The organism is Methanoculleus chikugoensis, from assembly GCF_900095385.1.
Classification (GTDB): domain Archaea; phylum Halobacteriota; class Methanomicrobia; order Methanomicrobiales; family Methanoculleaceae; genus Methanoculleus; species Methanoculleus chikugoensis_A.
Genome location: NZ_FMID01000060.1, coordinates 24,708 through 44,617, shown reverse-complemented (window position 1 = coordinate 44,617; position 19,910 = coordinate 24,708). Strand labels below are relative to the sequence as shown.

At 60.3% G+C, this 19,910-nt stretch carries 13 protein-coding genes, 1 tRNA gene and 2 pseudogenes; 11 read left to right on the top strand and 5 right to left on the bottom strand.

The features are described 5' to 3' along the window. Nucleotides 1-5 precede the first annotated feature (5 nt). Nucleotides 6-779, bottom strand: a complete 774-nt coding sequence (locus tag L21_RS11975; protein ID WP_074370687.1) for a thymidylate synthase — start codon at nt 777-779, stop codon at nt 6-8. Between the two features lie 496 nt (nt 780-1,275). Between L21_RS11975 and L21_RS11970 the strand changes: the two genes are divergently transcribed. The 7 genes and pseudogenes from L21_RS11970 to L21_RS14640 form a co-directional block, all read left to right on the top strand. After that, nucleotides 1,276-3,573 (top strand): MEMAR_RS02690 family S-layer glycoprotein, encoded by a 2,298-nt coding sequence (locus L21_RS11970; RefSeq protein ID WP_074370686.1) that lies wholly within the window; start codon nt 1,276-1,278, stop codon nt 3,571-3,573. A 469-nt stretch (nt 3,574-4,042) separates the two neighbouring features. Further along, on the top strand, nt 4,043-4,333 hold the full coding sequence (locus L21_RS11965) for a nucleotidyltransferase family protein (protein ID WP_048114148.1): 291 nt from the start codon (nt 4,043-4,045) through the stop codon (nt 4,331-4,333). After that, entirely contained in the window at nt 4,330-4,671 is a 342-nt protein-coding gene (locus tag L21_RS11960) for a HepT-like ribonuclease domain-containing protein (RefSeq protein WP_048114147.1), read from the top strand. Before L21_RS11965 ends, L21_RS11960 begins: the two co-directional genes overlap by 4 nt. 226 nt (nt 4,672-4,897) lie before the next feature. After that, on the top strand, nt 4,898-6,421 hold the full coding sequence (locus L21_RS11955; protein WP_074370685.1) for an AMP phosphorylase: 1,524 nt from the start codon (nt 4,898-4,900) through the stop codon (nt 6,419-6,421). A 39-nt stretch (nt 6,422-6,460) separates the two neighbouring features. Continuing rightward, complete coding sequence (locus tag L21_RS11950) at nt 6,461-7,867, top strand: MSCRAMM family protein (protein WP_074370684.1); 1,407 nt, start codon at nt 6,461-6,463, stop codon at nt 7,865-7,867. A 263-nt stretch (nt 7,868-8,130) separates the two neighbouring features. Beyond that, complete coding sequence (locus L21_RS11945) at nt 8,131-11,226, top strand: hypothetical protein (RefSeq protein WP_074370683.1); 3,096 nt, start codon at nt 8,131-8,133, stop codon at nt 11,224-11,226. A gap of 800 nt (nt 11,227-12,026) precedes the next feature. Further along, a pseudogene (locus L21_RS14640) lies at nt 12,027-12,326 on the top strand (Ig-like domain-containing protein); the annotation flags it as partial. 638 nt (nt 12,327-12,964) lie between these two features. Here the strand turns inward: L21_RS14640 and L21_RS14490 are convergent. Next, nucleotides 12,965-13,216 (bottom strand): hypothetical protein, encoded by a 252-nt coding sequence (locus L21_RS14490; protein ID WP_256713199.1) that lies wholly within the window; start codon nt 13,214-13,216, stop codon nt 12,965-12,967. 229 nt (nt 13,217-13,445) lie between these two features. On the opposite strand from L21_RS14490, the pseudogene L21_RS14635 reads away from it, so the two are divergent. After that, nucleotides 13,446-14,222: pseudogene (locus tag L21_RS14635) on the top strand (vWA domain-containing protein); the annotation flags it as partial. Nucleotides 14,223-14,512: 290 nt separating this feature from the next. Here L21_RS14635 and L21_RS14205 read toward each other — a convergent pair. Together L21_RS14205 and L21_RS11930 are read right to left on the bottom strand one after the other, a co-directional pair. Further along, nucleotides 14,513-14,686 (bottom strand): hypothetical protein, encoded by a 174-nt coding sequence (locus L21_RS14205; protein ID WP_178377730.1) that lies wholly within the window; start codon nt 14,684-14,686, stop codon nt 14,513-14,515. Between the two features lie 347 nt (nt 14,687-15,033). Continuing rightward, nucleotides 15,034-15,105, bottom strand: a tRNA-Arg gene (locus L21_RS11930). Between the two features lie 55 nt (nt 15,106-15,160). Here L21_RS11930 and L21_RS11925 point away from each other — a divergent pair. Beyond that, nucleotides 15,161-15,586, top strand: a complete 426-nt coding sequence (locus tag L21_RS11925) for a dCTP deaminase (RefSeq protein ID WP_074370681.1) — start codon at nt 15,161-15,163, stop codon at nt 15,584-15,586. After that, complete coding sequence (locus L21_RS11920; RefSeq protein ID WP_074370680.1) at nt 15,583-16,548, top strand: DUF128 domain-containing protein; 966 nt, start codon at nt 15,583-15,585, stop codon at nt 16,546-16,548. Before L21_RS11925 ends, L21_RS11920 begins: the two co-directional genes overlap by 4 nt. Here L21_RS11920 and L21_RS11915 read toward each other — a convergent pair. Continuing rightward, nucleotides 16,535-18,487, bottom strand: a complete 1,953-nt coding sequence (locus tag L21_RS11915) for a tubulin/FtsZ family protein (RefSeq protein ID WP_074370679.1) — start codon at nt 18,485-18,487, stop codon at nt 16,535-16,537. The two genes, L21_RS11920 and L21_RS11915, sit on opposite strands and share 14 nt — an antisense overlap. A 358-nt stretch (nt 18,488-18,845) precedes the next feature. Here L21_RS11915 and L21_RS11910 point away from each other — a divergent pair, with 358 nt between their 5' ends. After that, nucleotides 18,846-19,838: a 5,10-methylenetetrahydromethanopterin reductase gene (locus L21_RS11910; RefSeq protein WP_074370678.1), complete on the top strand. Its 993-nt coding sequence runs from the start codon at nt 18,846-18,848 to the stop codon at nt 19,836-19,838. The last annotated feature ends 72 nt before the right edge of the window (nt 19,839-19,910 follow it).

The following is a 19,910-nucleotide window of genomic DNA, read 5'->3' as shown; positions in this document are numbered from 1 at the left end:
GGGGGTTATGCCCCGGACGAGCGCGGGCACTTTCCGCAGGCCCGGCAGACCTCGGCAACAGGCCTGATCTCGGAGCCTGATTTGCAAAAAGGCTCGATATCGTTGAGATCACGGCGGTAGTACACGTGGGGGACGAGCGCGATGTGGGTGTAGCGCCCGCAGGGCACGCCGAGCCGGTCTGCGATCATCCTCTGGAGGCGGACGAGCGCATACATATTGGAGCCTGCGGCGGAGAGGATGTCGTTGCTCCGGAAGACGACCTTCATCTGGAGTTTGCCGTCCCGCAGCAGGCACTGGACGAGTTGGAGGCAGGGGCAGTCGTCGAGGTTCTCGTCGACGGCGGGGTTCCAGGTGATCGCGACCGCCCGCCGGGAGTTCGGGGCTTGCCCGAGTTTCCGTGCTATGTAGTCGATCTGGTCGATGTGGACGTCCTCGCCGTCCACCGTGAGTCCCTCCTGGACGGAGTGACCCGGTCGCCCCTCCGGCGCGACCCGGAGTGTTTCGCCCCAGTCGAAGAGCCGCCGGTGGTAGTCGTACTCGAACTTCGCGTCGGAGCCGAAGAGGAGGTTCTCTGCGTAGACATCCAGGAACCGCTGCTGGAACCGGGAGGCGGGGCTCACCATCGGCTCGTTCTCCGGTGACTCCACCTCAAGCGCGAGTTCCTCGCACTCTATCGTCGCCTCGTCGTTCTCGGTCTCCAGAACCCATCCCTTCTCGAGGACGGTCCTGACCGCCAGTTCGTGTGCCCGTGCGAGCGTGGGGGCCCGAATGATCCGCATAGAGAGTAGTTTGCAGGCCGGGGTAGAAAAGGCTCCCCACTGGGGATGGTCTTATATATACGTGCTCCGGTGGTGCCACCCGCCCCGGCGGTTGCCCCCGGTGGGGGCGGGGCGACCACCCGGACGGCGCCGGCCGGGCGGTGCAGGGCGCGTGCGGCACCGCGGAGAGAAAGCGCGGCAGGGTCGTGCAGGGAGCGCTGCCGGGGTCGGGAGTTCCCGCTAATCCGCGGAGTAAGATTTTTATCCTCGCGTATCTATGGACTCCGGTGATCCGGGAATGAAGCGTGATCCTGACGTATTCGGGGCGTTTTCCAGTATTGTGGTGCCTTTCGGGGGCGTCGGACACCCGGTCGACCACAAAGGATATATTAAGTGTTCCACAAATATTGTGACATATTCCGTGATTCGGAGTATAGAGCGTGGTGAACCCGTATTCGACGTCTGTCGAGTACCTCGCGTTCACATTCCCTCATGTCATCACAAATGGAGGTATAGTATGAAGAGTATGACAAAATTGATGGTTGTCGCCATGATCCTCGCGGCTGCGCTGGTCGTTGCACCGGCTGCGGCACGTGTGGTCAATCCTGGCGACACCGTCTATGTAGGCGAAGAGAACATCAACTTCGCCGGAGTTTCCGGTGTAGTGAATAATATCCGCTATGTCCATATAAGCGGCAGTTTCTCTGACTGGAACATTGACAACACCATCCTAGCGGGTGCAGATGGCAACGTTAGCGAGCTGACCGAGTCTGCCGTTGGCACAAAGACCGGCACTTACTACGTGATTGGAACGGGACTGTCTCAGGATGCTACTCGGTACATTAACATCCAGTACCCTGACGTAGCGCTCGATGTTGTGCTGAACGACTCCCGGAAGGATTCCGTGGCCGGCAAGTCCGTCACCCGGAACACCAAGCTGGCCTTCAAGCTGACTAACAACATCGTTGTCGAGGGAGCCAAAATGAACATCGAGGTTACCCTGCCCGGCGGCGGTGTGGTGACCAAGTTCGATAAGCTGAACCTGAAGGACCGTACCGTTGACGGCACGACCCAGTACTTCGGCCCACTCGACCTCTCGAATGCCGAGGCCGGCACCTACACCGCCGTGGCGAAGTGGCCCAGCGAGTCTGACTTCTACGGCAAGGGCTACGACTCCAAACCCGTGACCTTCGAGGTCTCTACCAAGTCGCTCACCATCACGTCCGACAAGGACACCGTCGTCCGCGGCAATAGTTTCACCGTGACGATCACCGGCGAGTCGAAGGAGACGTACAAACTGTACATCAAGGACGTGAGCGGTCTTAACAAGGCCGAGTATCCCCAGATCGTAGAAGGCCAGAATGGCGTTAAAGATATTGGCAATGTCACTGGGAGCGGGGTCAGCCCCATCAACGCGACCATTGAGACCAACGCCGGCGGCACGCGGTCTGTCCAGTTCGACACCAACACGAACACCGACGACCGGCAGTTCACCATCCGCGTGCAGGATTTGACCGACCCAAGCACCTACGACGAAGTCAAGGTGCGGGTTGAGGAAGGCGACGTAACCATCACGGCGTCCGGCACCGGTGTCTACTACATCGGTGAGGAAGTCACTCTCTCCGGTACCTGCACCGACAACGAGACGACGGTTCACCTCTTTATCACCGGCCCGAACCTCCCCAACAACGGTGCCGATCTCGTAGAAATTAAGCCTGTGATAAACGGCAACACCGGTTCGTTCACTACGGAGGACGTTGAGGGCGACGACACCTGGTCGTACAAGTGGAACACCGCCGACCTCGGCAAGTCTCTTGACGCCGGCGGCTACACGATCTACGCGGCCTCGAAGCCTGTTGACAAGGATCACCTCTCCGACGCCAAGTACGCCACGGCCTCCATCCAGCTCCGGTCCGGTTTCATCACCGCGACCTCGAGCGGCGCAGTCGTTGCAAAGGGTGACGACCTGACGCTCACCGGAACCGCACAGGGTGACCCCGACAGCGTCCACGTCTGGATCTTCGGCAAGAACCTGCAGATGACCGGTGAATCCGCCACCGTTGAGGATGACGGCACCTTCGAGTACGAGCTCAAGAACACCCGGGACCTCTCCGCAGGCCAGTACTTCGTGATCATCCAGCACCCGATGATGAACGGTCAGTTCGACATATTCTCCGGTGCCGAGGGCTGGATCAACGGCACGGCTGGCTCTGGCTTTGACAAGGTGGAGATCGGCAAGCTCCAGGCCTCCGATGCCGCGACCGCGGTGATCAACGCCCTTGACTCCGCGAACATCGACGACACCTACGTGAAGCTCACGTTCGTCGTCGAAGAGGCCCAGATCTTCATCGACGCGATCGGTGACAAGGCTGCGGGCAGCAAGTTCACGATCACCGGCACGACCAACCTCGCTGTCGGCGACGCGCTGAACGTTGAGGTCACCTCCGCTGCGTTCCAGCCGACCTCCAAGAGCGAGGCCTCCGGCTTCGGCTCGGTTGCCGGCGTTGTGAACGTCCAGCAGGGCGACGGCGCGAACACCTGGTCGTTCGAGGTTGACGGCGCGAGCTTCAAGCCCGACCAGTACATCGTCACCGTCGAGTCCATCGACACCGACACGACCGCGACCGCGACCTTCAACGTAGTCGAGGCAGTCCCGACAACTCAGACCACCCCGGTCGAGACCACCCCGGTCGAGACCACCCCGGTCGAGACCCAGACCACTGAGCCCACCCCCACCCAGTCCCCCGGATTCGGAGCACTCCTTGCTCTGGCCGGCCTTGGTGCGGTTGCCTTCCTGGTCCTGCGGCGGGACTAAACCCTAACTAACCCTATTTTTTTATTCAAGTCGGTTTTATTGAGCGTCATTTCGGGTATGGGACAGGATGTCAGGCTGTTCGTCCTGGGCCCAAGGTCCTTTTGAATCCCCCGGGCTTCACCCTGAAAAGCACCGAAGAGAGACCCGATTGTCATGGGCTTAACCTGTGTTTTGCCGCCTTCCGGTCAGGATTTGCGGGAGCTAACTCATCCGGATGAATGATGGGGCTGAGGATCAGCATACTCCCCTCGCTGCCTGATGGGCATTTCACCGTATCTGTGTGGATCCGTGCAGAGCGCCACCTCACGCGAAGCCGCGAAAAACGCGAAGGACGGAACGTCCGGAACTTGAGGTGCCACCAGCCGCGTGAGCTGACGGGGTGCTACGTGAAACATTGGATGAAAAATAATCCACCCGGGAAAATCCTTATATCCCCTGCTCCATAAGATCGATGCAGGAGAGGGTTTGAATGAGTCTGCATGCGGAACTGCTCAAAAGAAGGGATGAGATCCTCGAGATCGCAGCCAGACATGGTGCCCGCACCCTCAGAGTCTTTGGATCGGTGGCCCGGGGTGAGGAGACCCCGGCAAGCGACCTCGACCTCCTCGTCGAGTTCGAGCCCGGAAGGAGCCTCCTTGACCACATTGCCCTCGCCCAGGATCTGCAAGACCTGCTTGGCCGTGATGTCGACGTGGTGACCGAGAAAGGACTGCACTGGTATATCAGGGATCGCGTCTGCCGGGAGGCCGTGCCGCTGTGAGTGACGACTGCCTCTATCTCATCCATATCCTCGAGTCGATAGAGCGGATTGAGGATTATACGCGAGAAGGGCGAGACGTGTTCATGAACTCCCCGATGGCACAGGACGCGGTGATACGGAACTTTGAGATTATCGGCGAGGCGGTGAAACAGATTCCGGTATTTCTGAAGGAGGAACATCCAGATATCCCGTGGCGCCGGATTGCGGGTCTTCGTGACGTCCTGATCCACCAGTACATGAGTGTGGACCTGGAGGCCGTTTGGGCTATCACCGGAGAAGATCTCCCTGAGTTCAAGCGGGCAGTTGCGGAGATCCTTGCTGGACTGCAGGGCCGCTGAGCAGCCCGCCCGACCCCTCTCACTATAACCTCACCCAAGCGCCGTCTCGCCTGGATGAGGCGTAGCTCCCGGTCCGGTGCTTCGCCGGGATCTGTATCCACACCAAACGCCGCGAGAGAAGTCCGGGGAATGTTGGGCTCCGGGTAGATGCCGTCTGCCCGCTCCCCCGATCAGCCGCCCTTAAGTAGTACAAAACCTCAATCTCAATCAGGATTGGGTTACGCGTATGAAACTGACCGTGAAACTGCTCGACATCGCAAACCGGGGGGTCCTCCTCCACAGTACCGACGCAAAAAGCATGCGGGTCCGCGACGGCGACCGCGTCCAGGTCGCCGACGAGGCGACCGGAAAGACCGCTCAGGCCCACGTCGACACCACCGGCTCGCTCATCGAGCCGGGCGTCATCGGGATCTACCGGCCGCTGAATGCGACGCTCGCCGTCGAAGAAGGAGCCTCCGTCGTGGTCCGGAGCGCCGAGAGACCGGCCTCCCTCTCGCACATCAAGAAGAAGATGGACGGCGGCCGGTTCACCAAGGACGAGACCATAGATATCGTCAGGGACATCGTCGACGACGTCCTCTCGCCCGGCGAGATCACCGCTTACGTCACCGCGTCCTACATCAACGGCCTCGACATGGATGAGGTGGAATACCTGACGAGGGCCACGGTCGAGACCGGGGAGCGCCTCCACTTCACCCGGCACCCCATCGTCGACAAGCACTCCATCGGGGGCGTGCCCGGGAACAAGATCACCCTCCTGATCGCGCCGATCATCGCCGCGAGCGGCCTTTTGATCCCGAAGACCAGTTCCCGCGCCATCACCGGCGCCGGTGGAACCGCCGACCTCATGGAAGTCCTCGCGCCCGTCTCGTTCTCGGCGCTCGAGGTGCAGCAGATGACCGAGAAGGTCGGGGGCGCCATCGTCTGGGGCGGCGCCACGAACATCGCCCCCGCTGACGACAAGATCATCACCTACGAGTACCCGCTCCGGATCGACGCCCGGGGCCAGATGATCGCGAGCGTCATGGCGAAGAAGTTTGCCGTCGGCGCCGACCTCGTGGTCATCGACATCCCGGTCGGCCGGAACACGAAGATTCCGAACCCCCAGGAGGGACGGAAACTCGCCCGGGAGTTCATCGAGATCGGGGAACGGCTCGGCATGCGGGTCGAGTGCGCGCTCAGTTATGGGGAGTCGCTCGTCGGCCACACCATCGGCCCGAACCTCGAGGTGCGTGAAGCCCTCGCCGTCCTCGAAGGCGCGACCGAACCGAGTTCCCTGGTCCAGAAGAGCCTCTCGCTCTCCGGGATTGCGCTCGAGATGGCCGGGAAGGCCGCACAGGGGCAGGGGTACCAGGCAGCCGCAGAGCTACTCCGGAGCGGGAAGGCGCTCGAGAAGATGCGGCAGATCATCGAGATCCAGGGTGGTGATCCGACCGTGAAGGCCGAGGATATCGTTCCGGGAGAGTACCGGTTCGATGTCCGGGCGCCGCAGGACGGCTACGTCATCGAACTGAACAACAGCGCGCTCGTCACGCTCGCCCGGCTCGCGGGCTCCCCCTACGATCACGGCGCGGGGCTCGAGATCCACGCAAAGAAGGGGACCCGGGTCAAGAAGGGCGACCCCATCTTCACCATCTACGCCGAGCGGGAATGGCGGCTCGAACGTGCGATCGAGGTCGGCCGGACGCTGATGCCGGTGGTTGTGGAAGGTATGGTACTTGAACGTATCCCATCCGAGCGCTGGGTGTAAACCGATGCACTCAAATTTTTGACTGCAGTATACTCCTTCATGAAGAAAAGTCGTCTCGTCATAGTTCTTCTGATCTCCTGTGCCCTTCTCTGCTGCACGGCGCAGGCGGTCACCCTGCGCATCAACGTGGTCGACGATAAGACCGATGACGCGCTCGCCGATGCCTCGATATACATCGATGGGGATTACGTGGGGAGCACCCGTTCGGATGGAACCTACTCCTACGTCCATTCCGGGAAGAAGGACCTCTACCTGAAGGTTGTCCGGAAAGGCTACCGGAACTGGGTGGATTACATCGATTATGACGCGACCCACGCCCGGGTTGATATGGTCCGCGAGGACGAGACCCTCACGTTCGAACTTTACGATGCGGTGACCCTGAAACCGGTCGTCGGTGCTGTGGTGCGCGTTGAGGGTGACGACTACTCCGACTCGGAGGTCACCGGAAAAGACGGGAGCGTGGACTTCTCGGTGAGAGCGGGCGGGTCATACAGCGTCGAGGTACGCGCGTCAGGCTACCACGACCTCGAAGAGACTGTTGAGCTGGCAAAGACTGGTGGGGTGGAGGACGGCCCCATCCAGTATTTCCTCTTGAGTAAAGATCTTCTCGGGGTCCGGGTCCTGGATGCCGACACTTCTGCTCCCCTTGGAGGGGCAGAGGTGTATATCGACAACGCGCGCGCCGGAGTGACCGATGCCGAAGGCAGGCTGCAACTCCACCTGGAACGGGGAAAGAGGTATTCCCTCAGGGTCACGGCTACTGACTACCAGCCATACCTGGAGAACCGTGACCTTGAGGCGGACGATGTGCTTCTCCAGGTGCGCCTCTCGAAGTCGGCATACTCTGTCTTGATAAAGGCCTGCAACGAGGCAACGACGCCTATTGGAGGAGCGGAGGTCTACCTCAACGGGACGCTCCAGGGGAAGACCGGTCAGGATGGTCGATTTGTATTCACCGAACTCCATGCAGGCACCTATGAGATTCTGGTCCGGGCGTCCGGCTACAAGGACTGGAGCGAGATACGGCACATCTCCGGGGTGGCGGAGGCAATCTTTGCCGAACTCCAGTACGACCGGGCGAGCGTGACCGTCCGGGTGGAGGGGTCCGACCGGAAAGCGTTGGCCGACGCGGTCATCGTCATCGACGAGAAGGTCGTCGGGGTGACCGACAGCCTCGGGAGGTTCCAGACCGCGCTCGTCACAAACAGGGCGTATACTGTGACCGCCGCCCGTGACGGCTACCAGAACATCTCGGTCGATGCGGATATCCCGCTCGGCGCGACCGAGTTCACCGTCCCGCTGATCATGGAGCAGAACTTCAACGTCTGGGTGCTCGTGGCCGGCATCGGGGTTGTTGCCGTGCTCCTCCTCGCGGTGGTCATGGTCGTGCGGCAGAGGCGGGCGGGGCAAAACCGGGGCAGGCCACGCCGTCCGGATAGCCTGTAACCCCACTCCTTATTTTCTTCACGGGGTCGGGTCTCCGGGGATATCTTTTTCCGGGCCAGGCGACCGGATCGGTTCCTGGAGGAAAGATCGTTCTCTGTTCCGGAGAATTGATGGCGGTTCATTCAGACCCTGGGCGATGTGTGGGAAATATGTTTGATTTGAGCGAATATGGTTGTCTGATCTGGAAAAGAGGCTTTCTTAGCCATCTATTGAATTAATAATATTTATAAGGGATAACGTGTCAGGGATACATACGGTGACGTATGAACGGATGGACGTATGCGTGCCTGGTGGTGGGTTTGCTCTTTCTTGCGGCCCCGGCCGGGGCGCTGATACCTGACAATATTACCCTCAGTACCGATACGCCGTGGCTGACGGCGGGGAGCGGGGGGACCTCGACCGTCACGGTGAAGGTCACAAACGGCACCCTTGCCACTCCGGTTGTCGGTGCTGCTGTCTATCTTGCGGTGGATGATGATGAGTATGGGAGTATCTCGCGCACGTACGTGGTCACAGGGGATGACGGAAAGGCCACGGCGATTTTCCGGCACGGGACGCGGAGCGGGACCGCGACGATCACGGCGACGGTGTCGCACGAGGAACTGCACGCGCCTCTGACCGACAGCGGCGAGCAGGAGATCGACCACGCGACACCACATAAGATTGCCTATCTTTGGTACGACCCGGAAGTGACCGCCGGGGGGGAGACGAATATCACCGTCCGGATGGTGGACCGGTATGGAAATGTGGTGGACAACCGGAGCATGGCTGAGGAGGTGACGTTCATGGTGGGCTCGCCGACGGGAGGTGCGACGTTCGCCAACGGCATGGATGAGGTCAAAGTGCCAGTGGATTCTGTCGGGAACGCCACCGCAACGCTCCAGGTCGACACGATGGCCGGGGAAAATATTGTTTATGTAACATTTCCCGGAAATATCGGGCCACGCTCCCTGACCATCACCGGGCTTGCGAATGGAAAGCCGTCGAAGATTTACCAGTTTGTCTCTCCAAAAGGCGAGGATTCGGACCCCGATTACTACCCCGAACTGCCGCTGGGTGAACAGTTCACCATCACCTACGCTCTCTATGACGAGTATGGTAACCCCGCAGGTGATCGGGAGATACGAGTAAACGTCCAGCCGATATCCGGTTTCCTGAATTCGGAGGAGTTGTTCACCAGAACAAACAGTATGGGTAAGGCGCAGATCACGTATACATCGCTTGACCGGATCGGTGTCGCAGAGATAACCGCGACTGCCGTCAACAACAGCAGCGTTTCATGTACGCAGAAAGTGGGCTTTTATAGCGCCGACCCGACTGGTATAGTTCTTACTGCCGTCCCCCAGACCATCGCGAGCGGGGATGTAAATGGCGATATTTTCTCTTCGATCAGGGCGAAAGTGATGGACTCGAAGGGCAATCCCGTTCGGGACCAGAGTGTTTCGTTCAGGATCACCGGGTTCGACCGCGAGGGGAATAATATGACCGCCGAGCCCCGGATATCGAATGGCAGTTCCACTTCCAAGAAAGATGGTGCACCTCTTGTTGCCATGACTGATGGGGACGGATTTGCCACGATCAAATTCCACCCGGGGAACTTCACCCGGGATACGTCACATCTCCAGTACAATGATACGGCCTCGGGGAGTGCAACGATCCAGGCCGAATGGGAGGGTATGCGGGAAGACACTATAGTGTCCTTCAGGAACTACCCCTACCTCAGCGTCAACGTCACGGTCGAGCCACAGGTGGTCAATGTGACCGATAACGTCAGCGTCACAATCCGGTTGATCGGCGATGGCTGGGCGCTGCAGAAGAAGCCGATCGACGTGATGCTCTGCACCGATCGGTCGAGCAGTATGTTGAAGGATTATCCCGATCGTATGGTTGCGGTGATGGATGCCTCCAGAATCTTCAATAGCAATTTTGATCATGGAACCGATCAACTTGGGCTTGTGTCTTTTGGAGGCTTGGGTACAGATCTCGTTGAGTATAGCAAGGATGTTGGCGGATGGCTTGGTCAGGATGAAGGGTACCGGGATGGTTGGAAATGGATATCTGCGACCTGGGATGACGAGGATTATTGGGAAGAGCACTATGCTCCGGACAGGACTTACGATGAAGAAGCAACCGTCGATCTAAATCTGAGCAGCGACCGATCAAAAATCGACGCCGCCATCGGTGGGATTACGCCTAGTAGGGGGACGCCTATGCGCTACGGTATTTACAGAGCGATCACCAAGTTGAATGAAACCGGTCGTTCCAATGCCGTGAAAGCGGTTGTTATTCTTGGCGATGGCGAGTATTACGGAGATGAGGACCCGCTTGCTGAGAAGTCGGATTATAGGTATTTCTCTGATCTTGAGGCCGATGAACAAAATCTGTCTGTCTATGCGAGCAAGAACAACATCCGGTTATACACGATATCGTTCTCAGACGATATCGAGGAGGACGGCCCAACATGGAATACAATGGAAGTCCTTGCAAATGCGACCGGTGGGGAGCATCACCATGCGCCTACCGGCGATGACCTTGCCGAGATCTACACCAAGATTGCCCGGAACCTCCAGGAGGCGGCCGGTGTCGACACCACGATGAGCCTGACGTTTGACCCTGTCATGATCGATATCAATGATGTTACCACATCTACCAACGATGCATTAGAGTATGATCCGGAGTATCCTGTGTCGACCCGGATGGTCAAGTATTGGACGAATGACACAACGAATATCATCTGGGGTCCGGTCTGGGAGGATCAGGAGCAGAACGGGAGCTGGGATGGCCAGAACCTCGGCTTTGAAGTTGGGGACATCTACCTCGACCAGACCTGGGAAGCCTCCTTCCGTTTGAAGGTCTTGAAAGAGGGAAACATCGACATCTTCGGCAATAATTCCGTTATCCACTTCAACGGCAGCGTGGGCCCGACGGAACTGGGTCTTCCCCATACATTCATCACCGCCAGCCATAACCTCAGTGATTCCGGCGCTGCCGCGGCACAGATCTGGTTGACTCAGGAATCTCTCAACACGGACGAGCCTGGCATTCTCGTCCCCACCTGGGGCCTTAACTACACCGGAAACCAGTCCGTGACCCAGAAGATCATGTACCAGTTCAGTCAGGACGATATCTGGTGGGACGGCAACTGGCACGAGGCCGATACGCTGCACCATCCCGCAGACACCAATGTTAACGGCACGTATTCGACCACTCTTAACCTCGGGGAGAAGGAAGGGTGGTACAAGATACGGGTTTTTGCCCAGGAGATCACACCTGACGATGATGGTGCGAGTAATGAGATTACATGGGCGGATTCCATTCTGGTGGGGGCAAGCGACCGGGCATACATCAAAATCAGCTGATACCATCTTCATATCCCCATTTTTGATCGGAACGAGTTGCAGGGCAATCTGACGAGTGCGGCCCTGATGGATAAACCCGCGGTGATTCCGGGTAATTACACCGGTTTCCTGGAGCGGGCGGGTTAACTATCACTTTCAGAAGAGATTTTACCCCGAAACAACCGGATCACCAGGGCCATACTGGCGCGTGTGCGGCTCCCTCAGAAGGCCTCCCGCCCAGCGAGTACATCATCCGGGTCCGTGGGTCCGCGCCGGATACCGAGGATGCCTCGGCAAAGATTACCCAGGATGTAACTGCCGGGGCGACCGGGGACGCGTATATCCGCCTCGAGTGAAGAACCCCGTCATTCTTTTTTTCACGGGAGAGGAAGACCCCCGCGGCCCGTACTCCCGCCCTCTTCCGTGCAGGGCTCAACCGTTATCTTCACCGGATACGCCCCCCGGGGCACAGGGCCCTGCAGGGTTCGCTCTCCCGGCACCTCCGGTTACCTGCACATGCCTGTATTTATCTCTCGCGGAACGTTCGCAGCTCTTCCGGTGGCATGTCCTATTTTAACCTGTGTATTCGCGGCTAAATTGTTGGATTGGGTCAATTTCGATTGATTTGTGGATTTACGATGGGTGAAAATTACCTGAAATGATCCCTATATCATGGTTGCGTGGCCGAGGTGGTTGTCCAGTCCCGGTTTTAATGAAAAATTGTGATACAATCCCCTGGTTTTTGGCTATTCCGATGATGATATGTATTTTTTCGCCGCACCCAAAAATCCGAATCAAATGAAAACTCTTATATATATTGCATGGGATCACGGCTCCCTGATCTCAGTATGAATTTTAAAAAATTGTTCCTCCTCACGATCCTGCTCGGCCTGATCGTTCCTGCGGCGAGTGCGACGGATCCTGACCGGATCACCATATCGAGCGGTGCCGGTTGGCTGGCGGCGGGTGGAACCGAGCCCGCTGAAATAACCGTGCAGGCCTTCGATGAGAGCGGGATGCCCATCGAGAACTGCACCGTGGCGTTCGAGGTCGACCCGGTCTTCGGGCGCATATCGCCCGCAACCGTCACCACCGGCGCATCCGGAACCGCGACCACGGTGTTCATCCCCGGCAGGACGAGCGGCGTCGCCGTAATAACCGCACGAGCCGGGGCTGTAGAGGAGACGATCCCCCTCCCGATCGACCACGGCCCGGCCGGCCGCGTCACCTACCTCGACTACGAGTTCGAGGTTGCCGCAGGTGACGTCACCGTCATCACCGTGGGGCTGGCCGACCGGTACGGCAACCCGGTGGACGATACCCGGGGCACCGAGACCGTCCGCTTCAGCGTCGGCTCGGTCGACGACGATGCCGTCTTCATCGACGATCTGGGGGCGCCGGTGCCCGGGATAGAGCGGACAGCCAACGCCACCGGACACGTCCAGGTGCCTTTCAGAACCGGCCGGGCCGTCGGTGAGAACATCGTCCGGATAACCGCTCTCTCCGGCGGGATCGATCGCTACATCTCCATCCGCGGCCTCCCGACCGGAGACCCGGCCGCTATCGCCGTCTCGGTCAACCCCGATGCCGACCCGGAGCCCTACCAGCCTGCCGACGGAGAGAGCACGTTCACCCTGACCTACCGGCTCTTCGACTCCTGGGGCAACCCCGCAGCCGGCCGGGATATCCGGGTCGCCACCTCCCTTGCAGGGGAAGGCACCGTCCTGACGACAAACGGCTCGGGCGTCGCCCGCCTCACCTACGGCCCGAAGGATACCACCGGCAGGATCACTGTCAACGCAACAGCCGTGGACAACGCAAGCGTGACGGCATCGCAGATCGTTGAGTTTGTCCACACCGCCCCTGTGGATATGCTCCTCTCGGCAAACCCCCAGTCGATGCCGAGCCTCGACGTGCCCGGCTCAGGGCCGGCAACTCTCCGTGCAAAGGTCGTCGATGTGAAAGGAAACCCGGTCGCCGGAGAGAACGTGACCTTCGCCGTCCGGAACATCGATGCCGGCGAATTCCTGCAGGTCGCCGCCCCCTATCTCTCTGCGTCCTCTGCCAAGACCGATGACGACGGCTACGCGGCCGTCCGGTTCTACCCCGGCACGTTCACCACCGACCGGACCGATCCGCGCTGGAGCGCTGCGGCGAGGGGCGGGTGCGATGTCGTCGCCACGTGGAACGACACCACACGGACGATACCCCTGGCCTGGGAGAACTACCCCTTCCTCTCGGTGGAGGCGGAGGTCTCTCCCGGGACGGTGGCGGTGAACGACACGGTGGATGTTACCATCCGGCTCAAAGGCGATGGGTGGGCGCTCCGGCCGGACCCGATCGATGTGGTGATCTGCACCGACCGGTCGGGGAGCATGCTCTACGACGACCCCGACCGGATGCACTCCGTCCGCGAAGCGGCAAAGGCGTTCGTGGATCAGTTCTCGGAGAACCATGATCGCGCGGCCGCCGTCTCGTTCGGGCGTAAAGGATCCATCTCGCGTCCCGGTGCCAACTCCGGCATCGGCACGCACGAGATCGATAACGACTACACCTACCCGAAGACATACGACGACTACGCAACGCTCGATCTCGGGCTCACCCGCGATCTCCCGGCGGTGAAGGGTGCGCTCGACGGCATCGTCCCCGACCACGGCACCCCGCTCCGGCACGGGCTGAAGGTCTCGATCGACCACCTGGTCGCCGCTGCAGGCGACGATTCGGTAAAAGCCGTGGTGCTCCTCTCCGACGGCGATTACAACTGGTACGGCGACCCGCTTGCCCGGGGCTCGGGTTCGACCCCTCCCTCGCCGGAAGGCTACGACACACTGGCCCGGAGTTACTACCGGTACGCGGATCTCCCCTCGAACTGGCAGAACCTGGCAACTTACGCTGCGGACAACGACATCCGCATCTTCACGATCTCGTACTCGGAGAGCCTCTCCGACGACGCGAGATCGACGCTCCGGAGCATCGCCGAATCGACCGGCGGGAGATACTACCACGCGCCGGCTCCGGATGCCCTGGGGCCGATCTACACCGATATTGCCGGGCTCCTCAAGACGGAGGCCGGGGTCAACACCACGATGAGCCTCGACTTCAGCACGGTCCAGGTCAACGGTGAAGACCGGGAAGGGTCCGGCGTATTCTCCTACGTTTACGAAGACGGGGTCTCGACCGTCATCACGAGCTGGGTCGAGAACCAGACCGGGAATCATGCGATCATCTCCCCGACGACCATCAACCAGACCGACGACTGGAGCGACGGCCGCAACCTGAAGTTCGCGATCGGGACGGTTCACCTCGGTCAGACCTGGGAGGCGACGTTCCGCCTGAGGGCGCTGACCGACGGCAACATCAACGTCTTCGGGCCCGGCTCAACGATCACGTTCAACGACGCGGCAAAACTCCCCCTCCCCGACACCCTCATCACCGCCGTGCCGGATCTCAGCAACACGGGTTTCGGCTCCGCGACGCTCACGCTCTCAAACCCGCGCTACACCTGCACGGAACCGGTCAGGGAGATCCTCTCCGCTGCCTGGGATCTCTCCTACACCGGAGCGGGGACCCTGACCGAGTCTGTGGAGTACTCGAACGACGGCGGCCTCTCCCCGGTGCGGTTCGAGACCGTGACCGGTGAAACCGCCTCTCTCGATGCCCGGGCACTCCCGCCGGGCGAATACCTGATCCGGGTCCGCGCCTCTGCAGGCAACGTACCCGATGCCCGACTGCTCTTCACACCCAGGAGAGATCGGAGAGCAGCACAGATCGTACATCCGGCGCATGCAACGATATTCGGGTGCGTGATCCGCACACCCCAAAAAACAACGGACCCAGCGGGAATTGAACCCGCGTCCTTGGGTTCGAAGCCCAAAAGGATGTCCACTACCCCATGGGTCCCCTCTTCGGTTTCTATCGTAAGTTATTAAGCGTTTTTATGTCAGTACTCTATACAATGATCCTCTCATCCAGCGAGATCGATCGCCGGCGCGAGAACGGCGATCTCGTCATCGAGCCGTACCACCATGCATCCCAGCAGCCCGCATCCTATGACCTCCGTGCGGCCGAAGAGACCGTCCTTTCGCGCGGCGTGTGTACCCTCGTTCCCTCGATCGAGCGGGTGGAACTCCCCGCCGACCTCGCCGCAACCCTCCGGTGCCGCTCCTCGCTCGCCCGTCGCGGCGTCCTCCTTGGCGGCGGGTTCGTCGACCCCGGGTTCCGCGGCCAGCTGACGCTCTGCCTGACGAACGCCGGCGCCGAGGATATCCGCCTTGCAGCGGGGGACCGGATCGTGCAGATGATCCTGCAGGAAGTGTTGAACGGCGACCGGCTCTACCAGGGCCGGTACCAGGACAGCCTTGGCGCGGTGCATACCCGATGACCCCGTCGATACGATCGGAACGGAAATACCTTGAGATCCTGCGGATTCTTGCGGAGTCGCACGAACCCCTGGGTGCGAAGCGGCTGAGCGAGAAGATGGCCGAACGGGGATTCGTCCTGAGCGACCGCGCCGTCCAGTACTACCTCCAGTACCTCGACGAGATGGGGTTCACGGAGAAGGCCGGGAACCGGGGCCGCCTCCTCACCGAGGCCGGGATTGCCGAGAGCGAGAGCGCGCTCGTCGATCAAAGGCTCGGCTTCATCATATCGAGGCTCGAACAGCTCGCCTTCCGGAGCACCTTCGATCCCCAGACCGCTACGGGGAGCGTCGCCTACAACCTCTCCTTCGTGCGGGAAGAGGATCTCCAGGCCGTCACGGCAGCCTTCGACCAGGTGGCGGCGGCGGGTTACGGTTTTCTCTCCGCCTACCGGATCGTCGATTCCGACCCCCGCATACCCGACGGCCACACCGGAATCATGACGGTCTGCAGCGTCACCCTGGACGGCGTCCTCCAGAAGATGGGCATCCCGACAAGGCTCGAGTATGCCGGCAGGATTGCTGTCGATGAGGACGGTTCCGCCGGATTCCTCGATCTCATCGGCTACCGCGGGACCTCGGTCGACCCGCTCCACCTCTTCATATCCGCCCGGCTCACCTCGATCAACCGGCTGGTGACGACCCGGGCCGGCGTCGCGCTTGCGAACGTCCGTGCGGTGCCTGCGGCCGCACGCCATCGGGTGGAGACGACCGTCGGCCTCATGGAGGAGTGCGGCTTCACCTTCCCCGCCGGAGGGGGTATCGGCGTGTTCAACCTCCCGAGACACCCCTACCGCCTCCCCGTCGTTGCGTTCAGCGGTATGAACATGGTAGGAAACGCCGTTGAGAAAGGCTACGCGATCAAGACTGAGATTGGTGCGGGAACCATACCGTTCGGAAAAATAGCGGACGCTACAGCCAGGTGATCCCGCCGTCCGTATCGTCGTCCGATCGCTTCTCTTCGTCTCGGTTCTTCTGCCGGGCGGCCGCGTCGATCACCTCGAGTTTTCCGCGCGAGGGATCGACCTCTTTCGGGCGGGGGCCGGGCCGGGCAAATCCCCGGCCGATCTGGCCCAGCGAATCGTCCTTCGGTAAGGGTGCCCCTTCGCGCATGTGCAGGCCGGCCTCCTCGAAGAGGCTGTCCTTCGGCCGCTGCATCCCCTGACCGAGCGTAACGTGGTCCCCGGTGAACACCCCGTCTTTCGGCCGCTGCATTCCGTGATCCAGGGTGCCCGCATCCGCCGAAAGCGATCCGTCTTTCGGCCGCTGCACGGGTTTTAAGGATGTGGAATATGTTACCGCATCGTCTTTTGGCCCCGTCTTCTCGATAGCGATCCCTTTGAGGCCGAAGGTGGAGTTCTTCGGGGCGGGCACCGACGAGGTGACCGAGGCCGAACCGGTGAGATCGATCTCCTTCCCGCCCGGCTTCGGGGGAAGGACGACGACCCCGTCATCCTGCTTCTTCTCGGCTTTCGGGAGCATAACGATGGTGTCGTCCCTGCGTTTCCGGTCGCTCCCGCCGCTGCCCGGGAGCGAGATCATCTCATCCTTCTCCGGTGTGGTTGGTTCTGCCATGTACCCGATCTCCTCAAGATATGCCGACTCAAGAGGCGAGGCAAACCCGGGGACACCGGCGTCATCCGGCACTTCGGAGACGGCACCGGCCGCCAGGCCTTCCTCCTCTTCACGCAGCCGCGCCTCCTCTTCTCCCCTCAGCCGTTCTTCCTCGCACTCAAGCTGGTATTCCGTCCGGATATCCCGGAGTTCCTCGACCCGGGGGATGTTGGTGAGCCCCGAGAGCACAATGATGATCCCCACAAACGACGTGCTCTTCACCGGATAGTCCCCCGATCGCATCTCGAGTCCGGCGATGCTCCGATCGATCCACTTTCGGACGGTCTGGAACCCCTTCATCGAGAGTTCGGCCGAAGGCCCGGCGATCAACACCAGCGCCTTGTCGGCGCTCGTGAGATCGCAGGGAACCGATACGTCTTCATAAACCGCTTTTTTGGCGAGGGATATGATCCGTGCGGCCTTCTCCTGCGAACCCTGGATGAAGTCTTTCAGCGACTGCCGCCGGTGGAAGATGTTCAGCCATCCGGTCGGCAGTCGCTCCGTGGCGTAGCCGACCGCGACGAACCCGTTTCCTTTCAGGGTGTTCAAGACCTCTCCGGCATCCAGAACGACCTCGGCGACGTCGAGCCCCGATTCGTTGAATTCTCCGGCGCGAAGAAGGAGGCCGATCTGGCGTGCAATCCTCTCGTTGAGCATGTTGTAGTGTGTTCTCGGGTCCGATCCCGTGGGGATCTGGCGCAGCTGGTCCATGACGCTGGTGTTCTCGGTCCCGGCTGCAGCGGCGGCCGCCTTGATCTTCTGCGACCAGGTCTCGTTGTCGAAGAGGATGACGGCATCGACGAGTCCCTGGAGCGCGTCGAGGTCGTCGGCGGCCTTGGCCGAGACCCGTTTCCCCTCTTCCAGGCACGGAAGTACGGCGAGAGCGAAGATCGGCTCCACGTAAGACTTCCGGATCTCGGCGATGATGAGCGGCGCGATGTCGATGACGCTGCCCCCGAGCCCGCAGCAGAGGAGGATGGCGTCGATCTCCATCGTATCCATGCTCTGGAGCCGGGTCATCACCTCCTCGATATCGATCACGTCCGTGACATGAGCGTGATCCAGGATATCGACCCGCGGGAAGAAGATCCTTGCAGGGTTCGGGAGATGGCGGAGTTGCAGCAGGGAGTTCGGGTCGATGTCGATCGCTACCGCACTCATGCAGTAAACTCTGCTACGCTGGTCATGGTCGTAGAGCTGATCCACAATCCGCGACCCGGCGCCGCCCAACCCTATCGCCAGCACTCGCATAAGATCAAACTCCCCGTCTGGTACCTTTGCATGCCCGGGGTGACCTTTGCCGCGCAAGAAGCATGAATATCATCAAGAAGTACTGATGAATATGTGGCCGGACGAACATATACGTTTCTGTGCGGTCGGGGATGGGCGAAAACCGGTCAATCACAAAACTCACCTATTAGAACGTTCCGGTTTAACTCTCCCCTGATGAAGCCTTCTCCCGGGTAAGGGAGGTGAATGGCCTGATGCCCGGTATAACCCTTTACACATCCCCGTTTTGCACAACCTGTGCTGTGCGTGACGTTTCGAGAGCACAAAATGGTAATATATTTAACCCACCGCACATAACTACTCATTGAGGTGCATAGCCTTGACTACATATGGAATTGAATTTGTGCCCGGATCGATCAACGTCAAGCAGGTGGTGAACTACACCAAGCTTGCAGAGTCGAAAGATATCGACTACGCTTGGATTACGAACCACTACAACAACCGTCATGCGTATCCGACCCTTGCCATGATCGCGGCAAACACCGACACGATCAAGATGGGACCGGGCATCATGAACACGTTCACCGACACCCCGGCAGCCATCGCGTCCTTCATGGCTACCTTAAACGAGATCTCCGACGGACGTGCCGTCCTCGGTATCGGACCCGGCGACCTCTCGACGCTCCCGAAGCTCGCGATCGACCCCGTCAAGCCCGTCGGTCACCTGAGGGAAGGTGTCGAGCAGATCCGGAAACTCCTCGCCGGCGAAGAGGTCAAGAAATCCGGTAACATGGAGTTCTTCGACTACGACGGCGCCAAGCTGACCGGCGTCACCCTGCCCGGCAAGAAGGGCATTCCGGTCTACATCGGTGCCCAGGGCCCCAAGGTCCTCGAGCTCGCCGGAACGATCGGTGACGGCGCCCTGATCAACGCCTCGAACCCCAAGGACTTCCAGGTCGCCATCCCGATCATCAAGAAGGCAATGGAAGCGGTCGACAAGAAGAAGTTCGACGTCGGTGCCTACACCGCCATGTCCATCGACAGGGACGAGAAGAAGGCCCGGAACGCTGCAAAGATTGTTGCTGCATTCATCGCCGCCGGCTCTCCGCCCGCGCTTCTCCAGCGTCACGGACTCGACCTCGCCAACGTCGCGAAGATCAAGGAAGCGCTCGGCCGCTTCGACTTCAAGACGGTCGGCGGACTCGTCGGAGACGCGGAGATCGACGCCTTCACCATCGCCGGAACCCCCGACATGGTCAAGCAGAAGTGCGAAGACCTTGCAAAGTCCGGAGTTACCCAGATCATCTTCGGCTCGCCGCTCGGCCCCGACATGACCAACTCCATCCGCCTCCTCGGCAAGTACATTGTCTGAGGCGGGAAACCACAATCGCTTTTTTTCCGGCACTGCCGGATGGTTCGGACCGACCGGGGTACGCCGGGGTCT

Excerpts from the sequence above, each read along its gene's own strand:
- L21_RS11975 (WP_074370687.1), bottom strand. The coding sequence starts at position 779 with ATGCGGATCATTCGGGCCCCCACGCTCGCACGGGCACACGAACTGGCG.
- L21_RS11970 (WP_074370686.1), top strand. The coding sequence starts at position 1,276 with ATGAAGAGTATGACAAAATTGATGGTTGTCGCCATGATCCTCGCGGCT.
- L21_RS11925 (WP_074370681.1), top strand. The coding sequence starts at position 15,161 with ATGATCCTCTCATCCAGCGAGATCGATCGCCGGCGCGAGAACGGCGAT.
- L21_RS11915 (WP_074370679.1), bottom strand. The coding sequence starts at position 18,487 with ATGCGAGTGCTGGCGATAGGGTTGGGCGGCGCCGGGTCGCGGATTGTG.
- L21_RS14490 (WP_256713199.1), bottom strand. The coding sequence starts at position 13,216 with ATGTTCCGGACGGCGAAGGTCACGTTCTCTCCGGCGACCGGGTTTCCT.
- L21_RS11955 (WP_074370685.1), top strand. The coding sequence starts at position 4,898 with ATGAAACTGACCGTGAAACTGCTCGACATCGCAAACCGGGGGGTCCTC.
- L21_RS11965 (WP_048114148.1), top strand. The coding sequence starts at position 4,043 with ATGAGTCTGCATGCGGAACTGCTCAAAAGAAGGGATGAGATCCTCGAG.
- L21_RS11920 (WP_074370680.1), top strand. The coding sequence starts at position 15,583 with ATGACCCCGTCGATACGATCGGAACGGAAATACCTTGAGATCCTGCGG.
- L21_RS11950 (WP_074370684.1), top strand. The coding sequence starts at position 6,461 with ATGAAGAAAAGTCGTCTCGTCATAGTTCTTCTGATCTCCTGTGCCCTT.
- L21_RS11945 (WP_074370683.1), top strand. The coding sequence starts at position 8,131 with ATGAACGGATGGACGTATGCGTGCCTGGTGGTGGGTTTGCTCTTTCTT.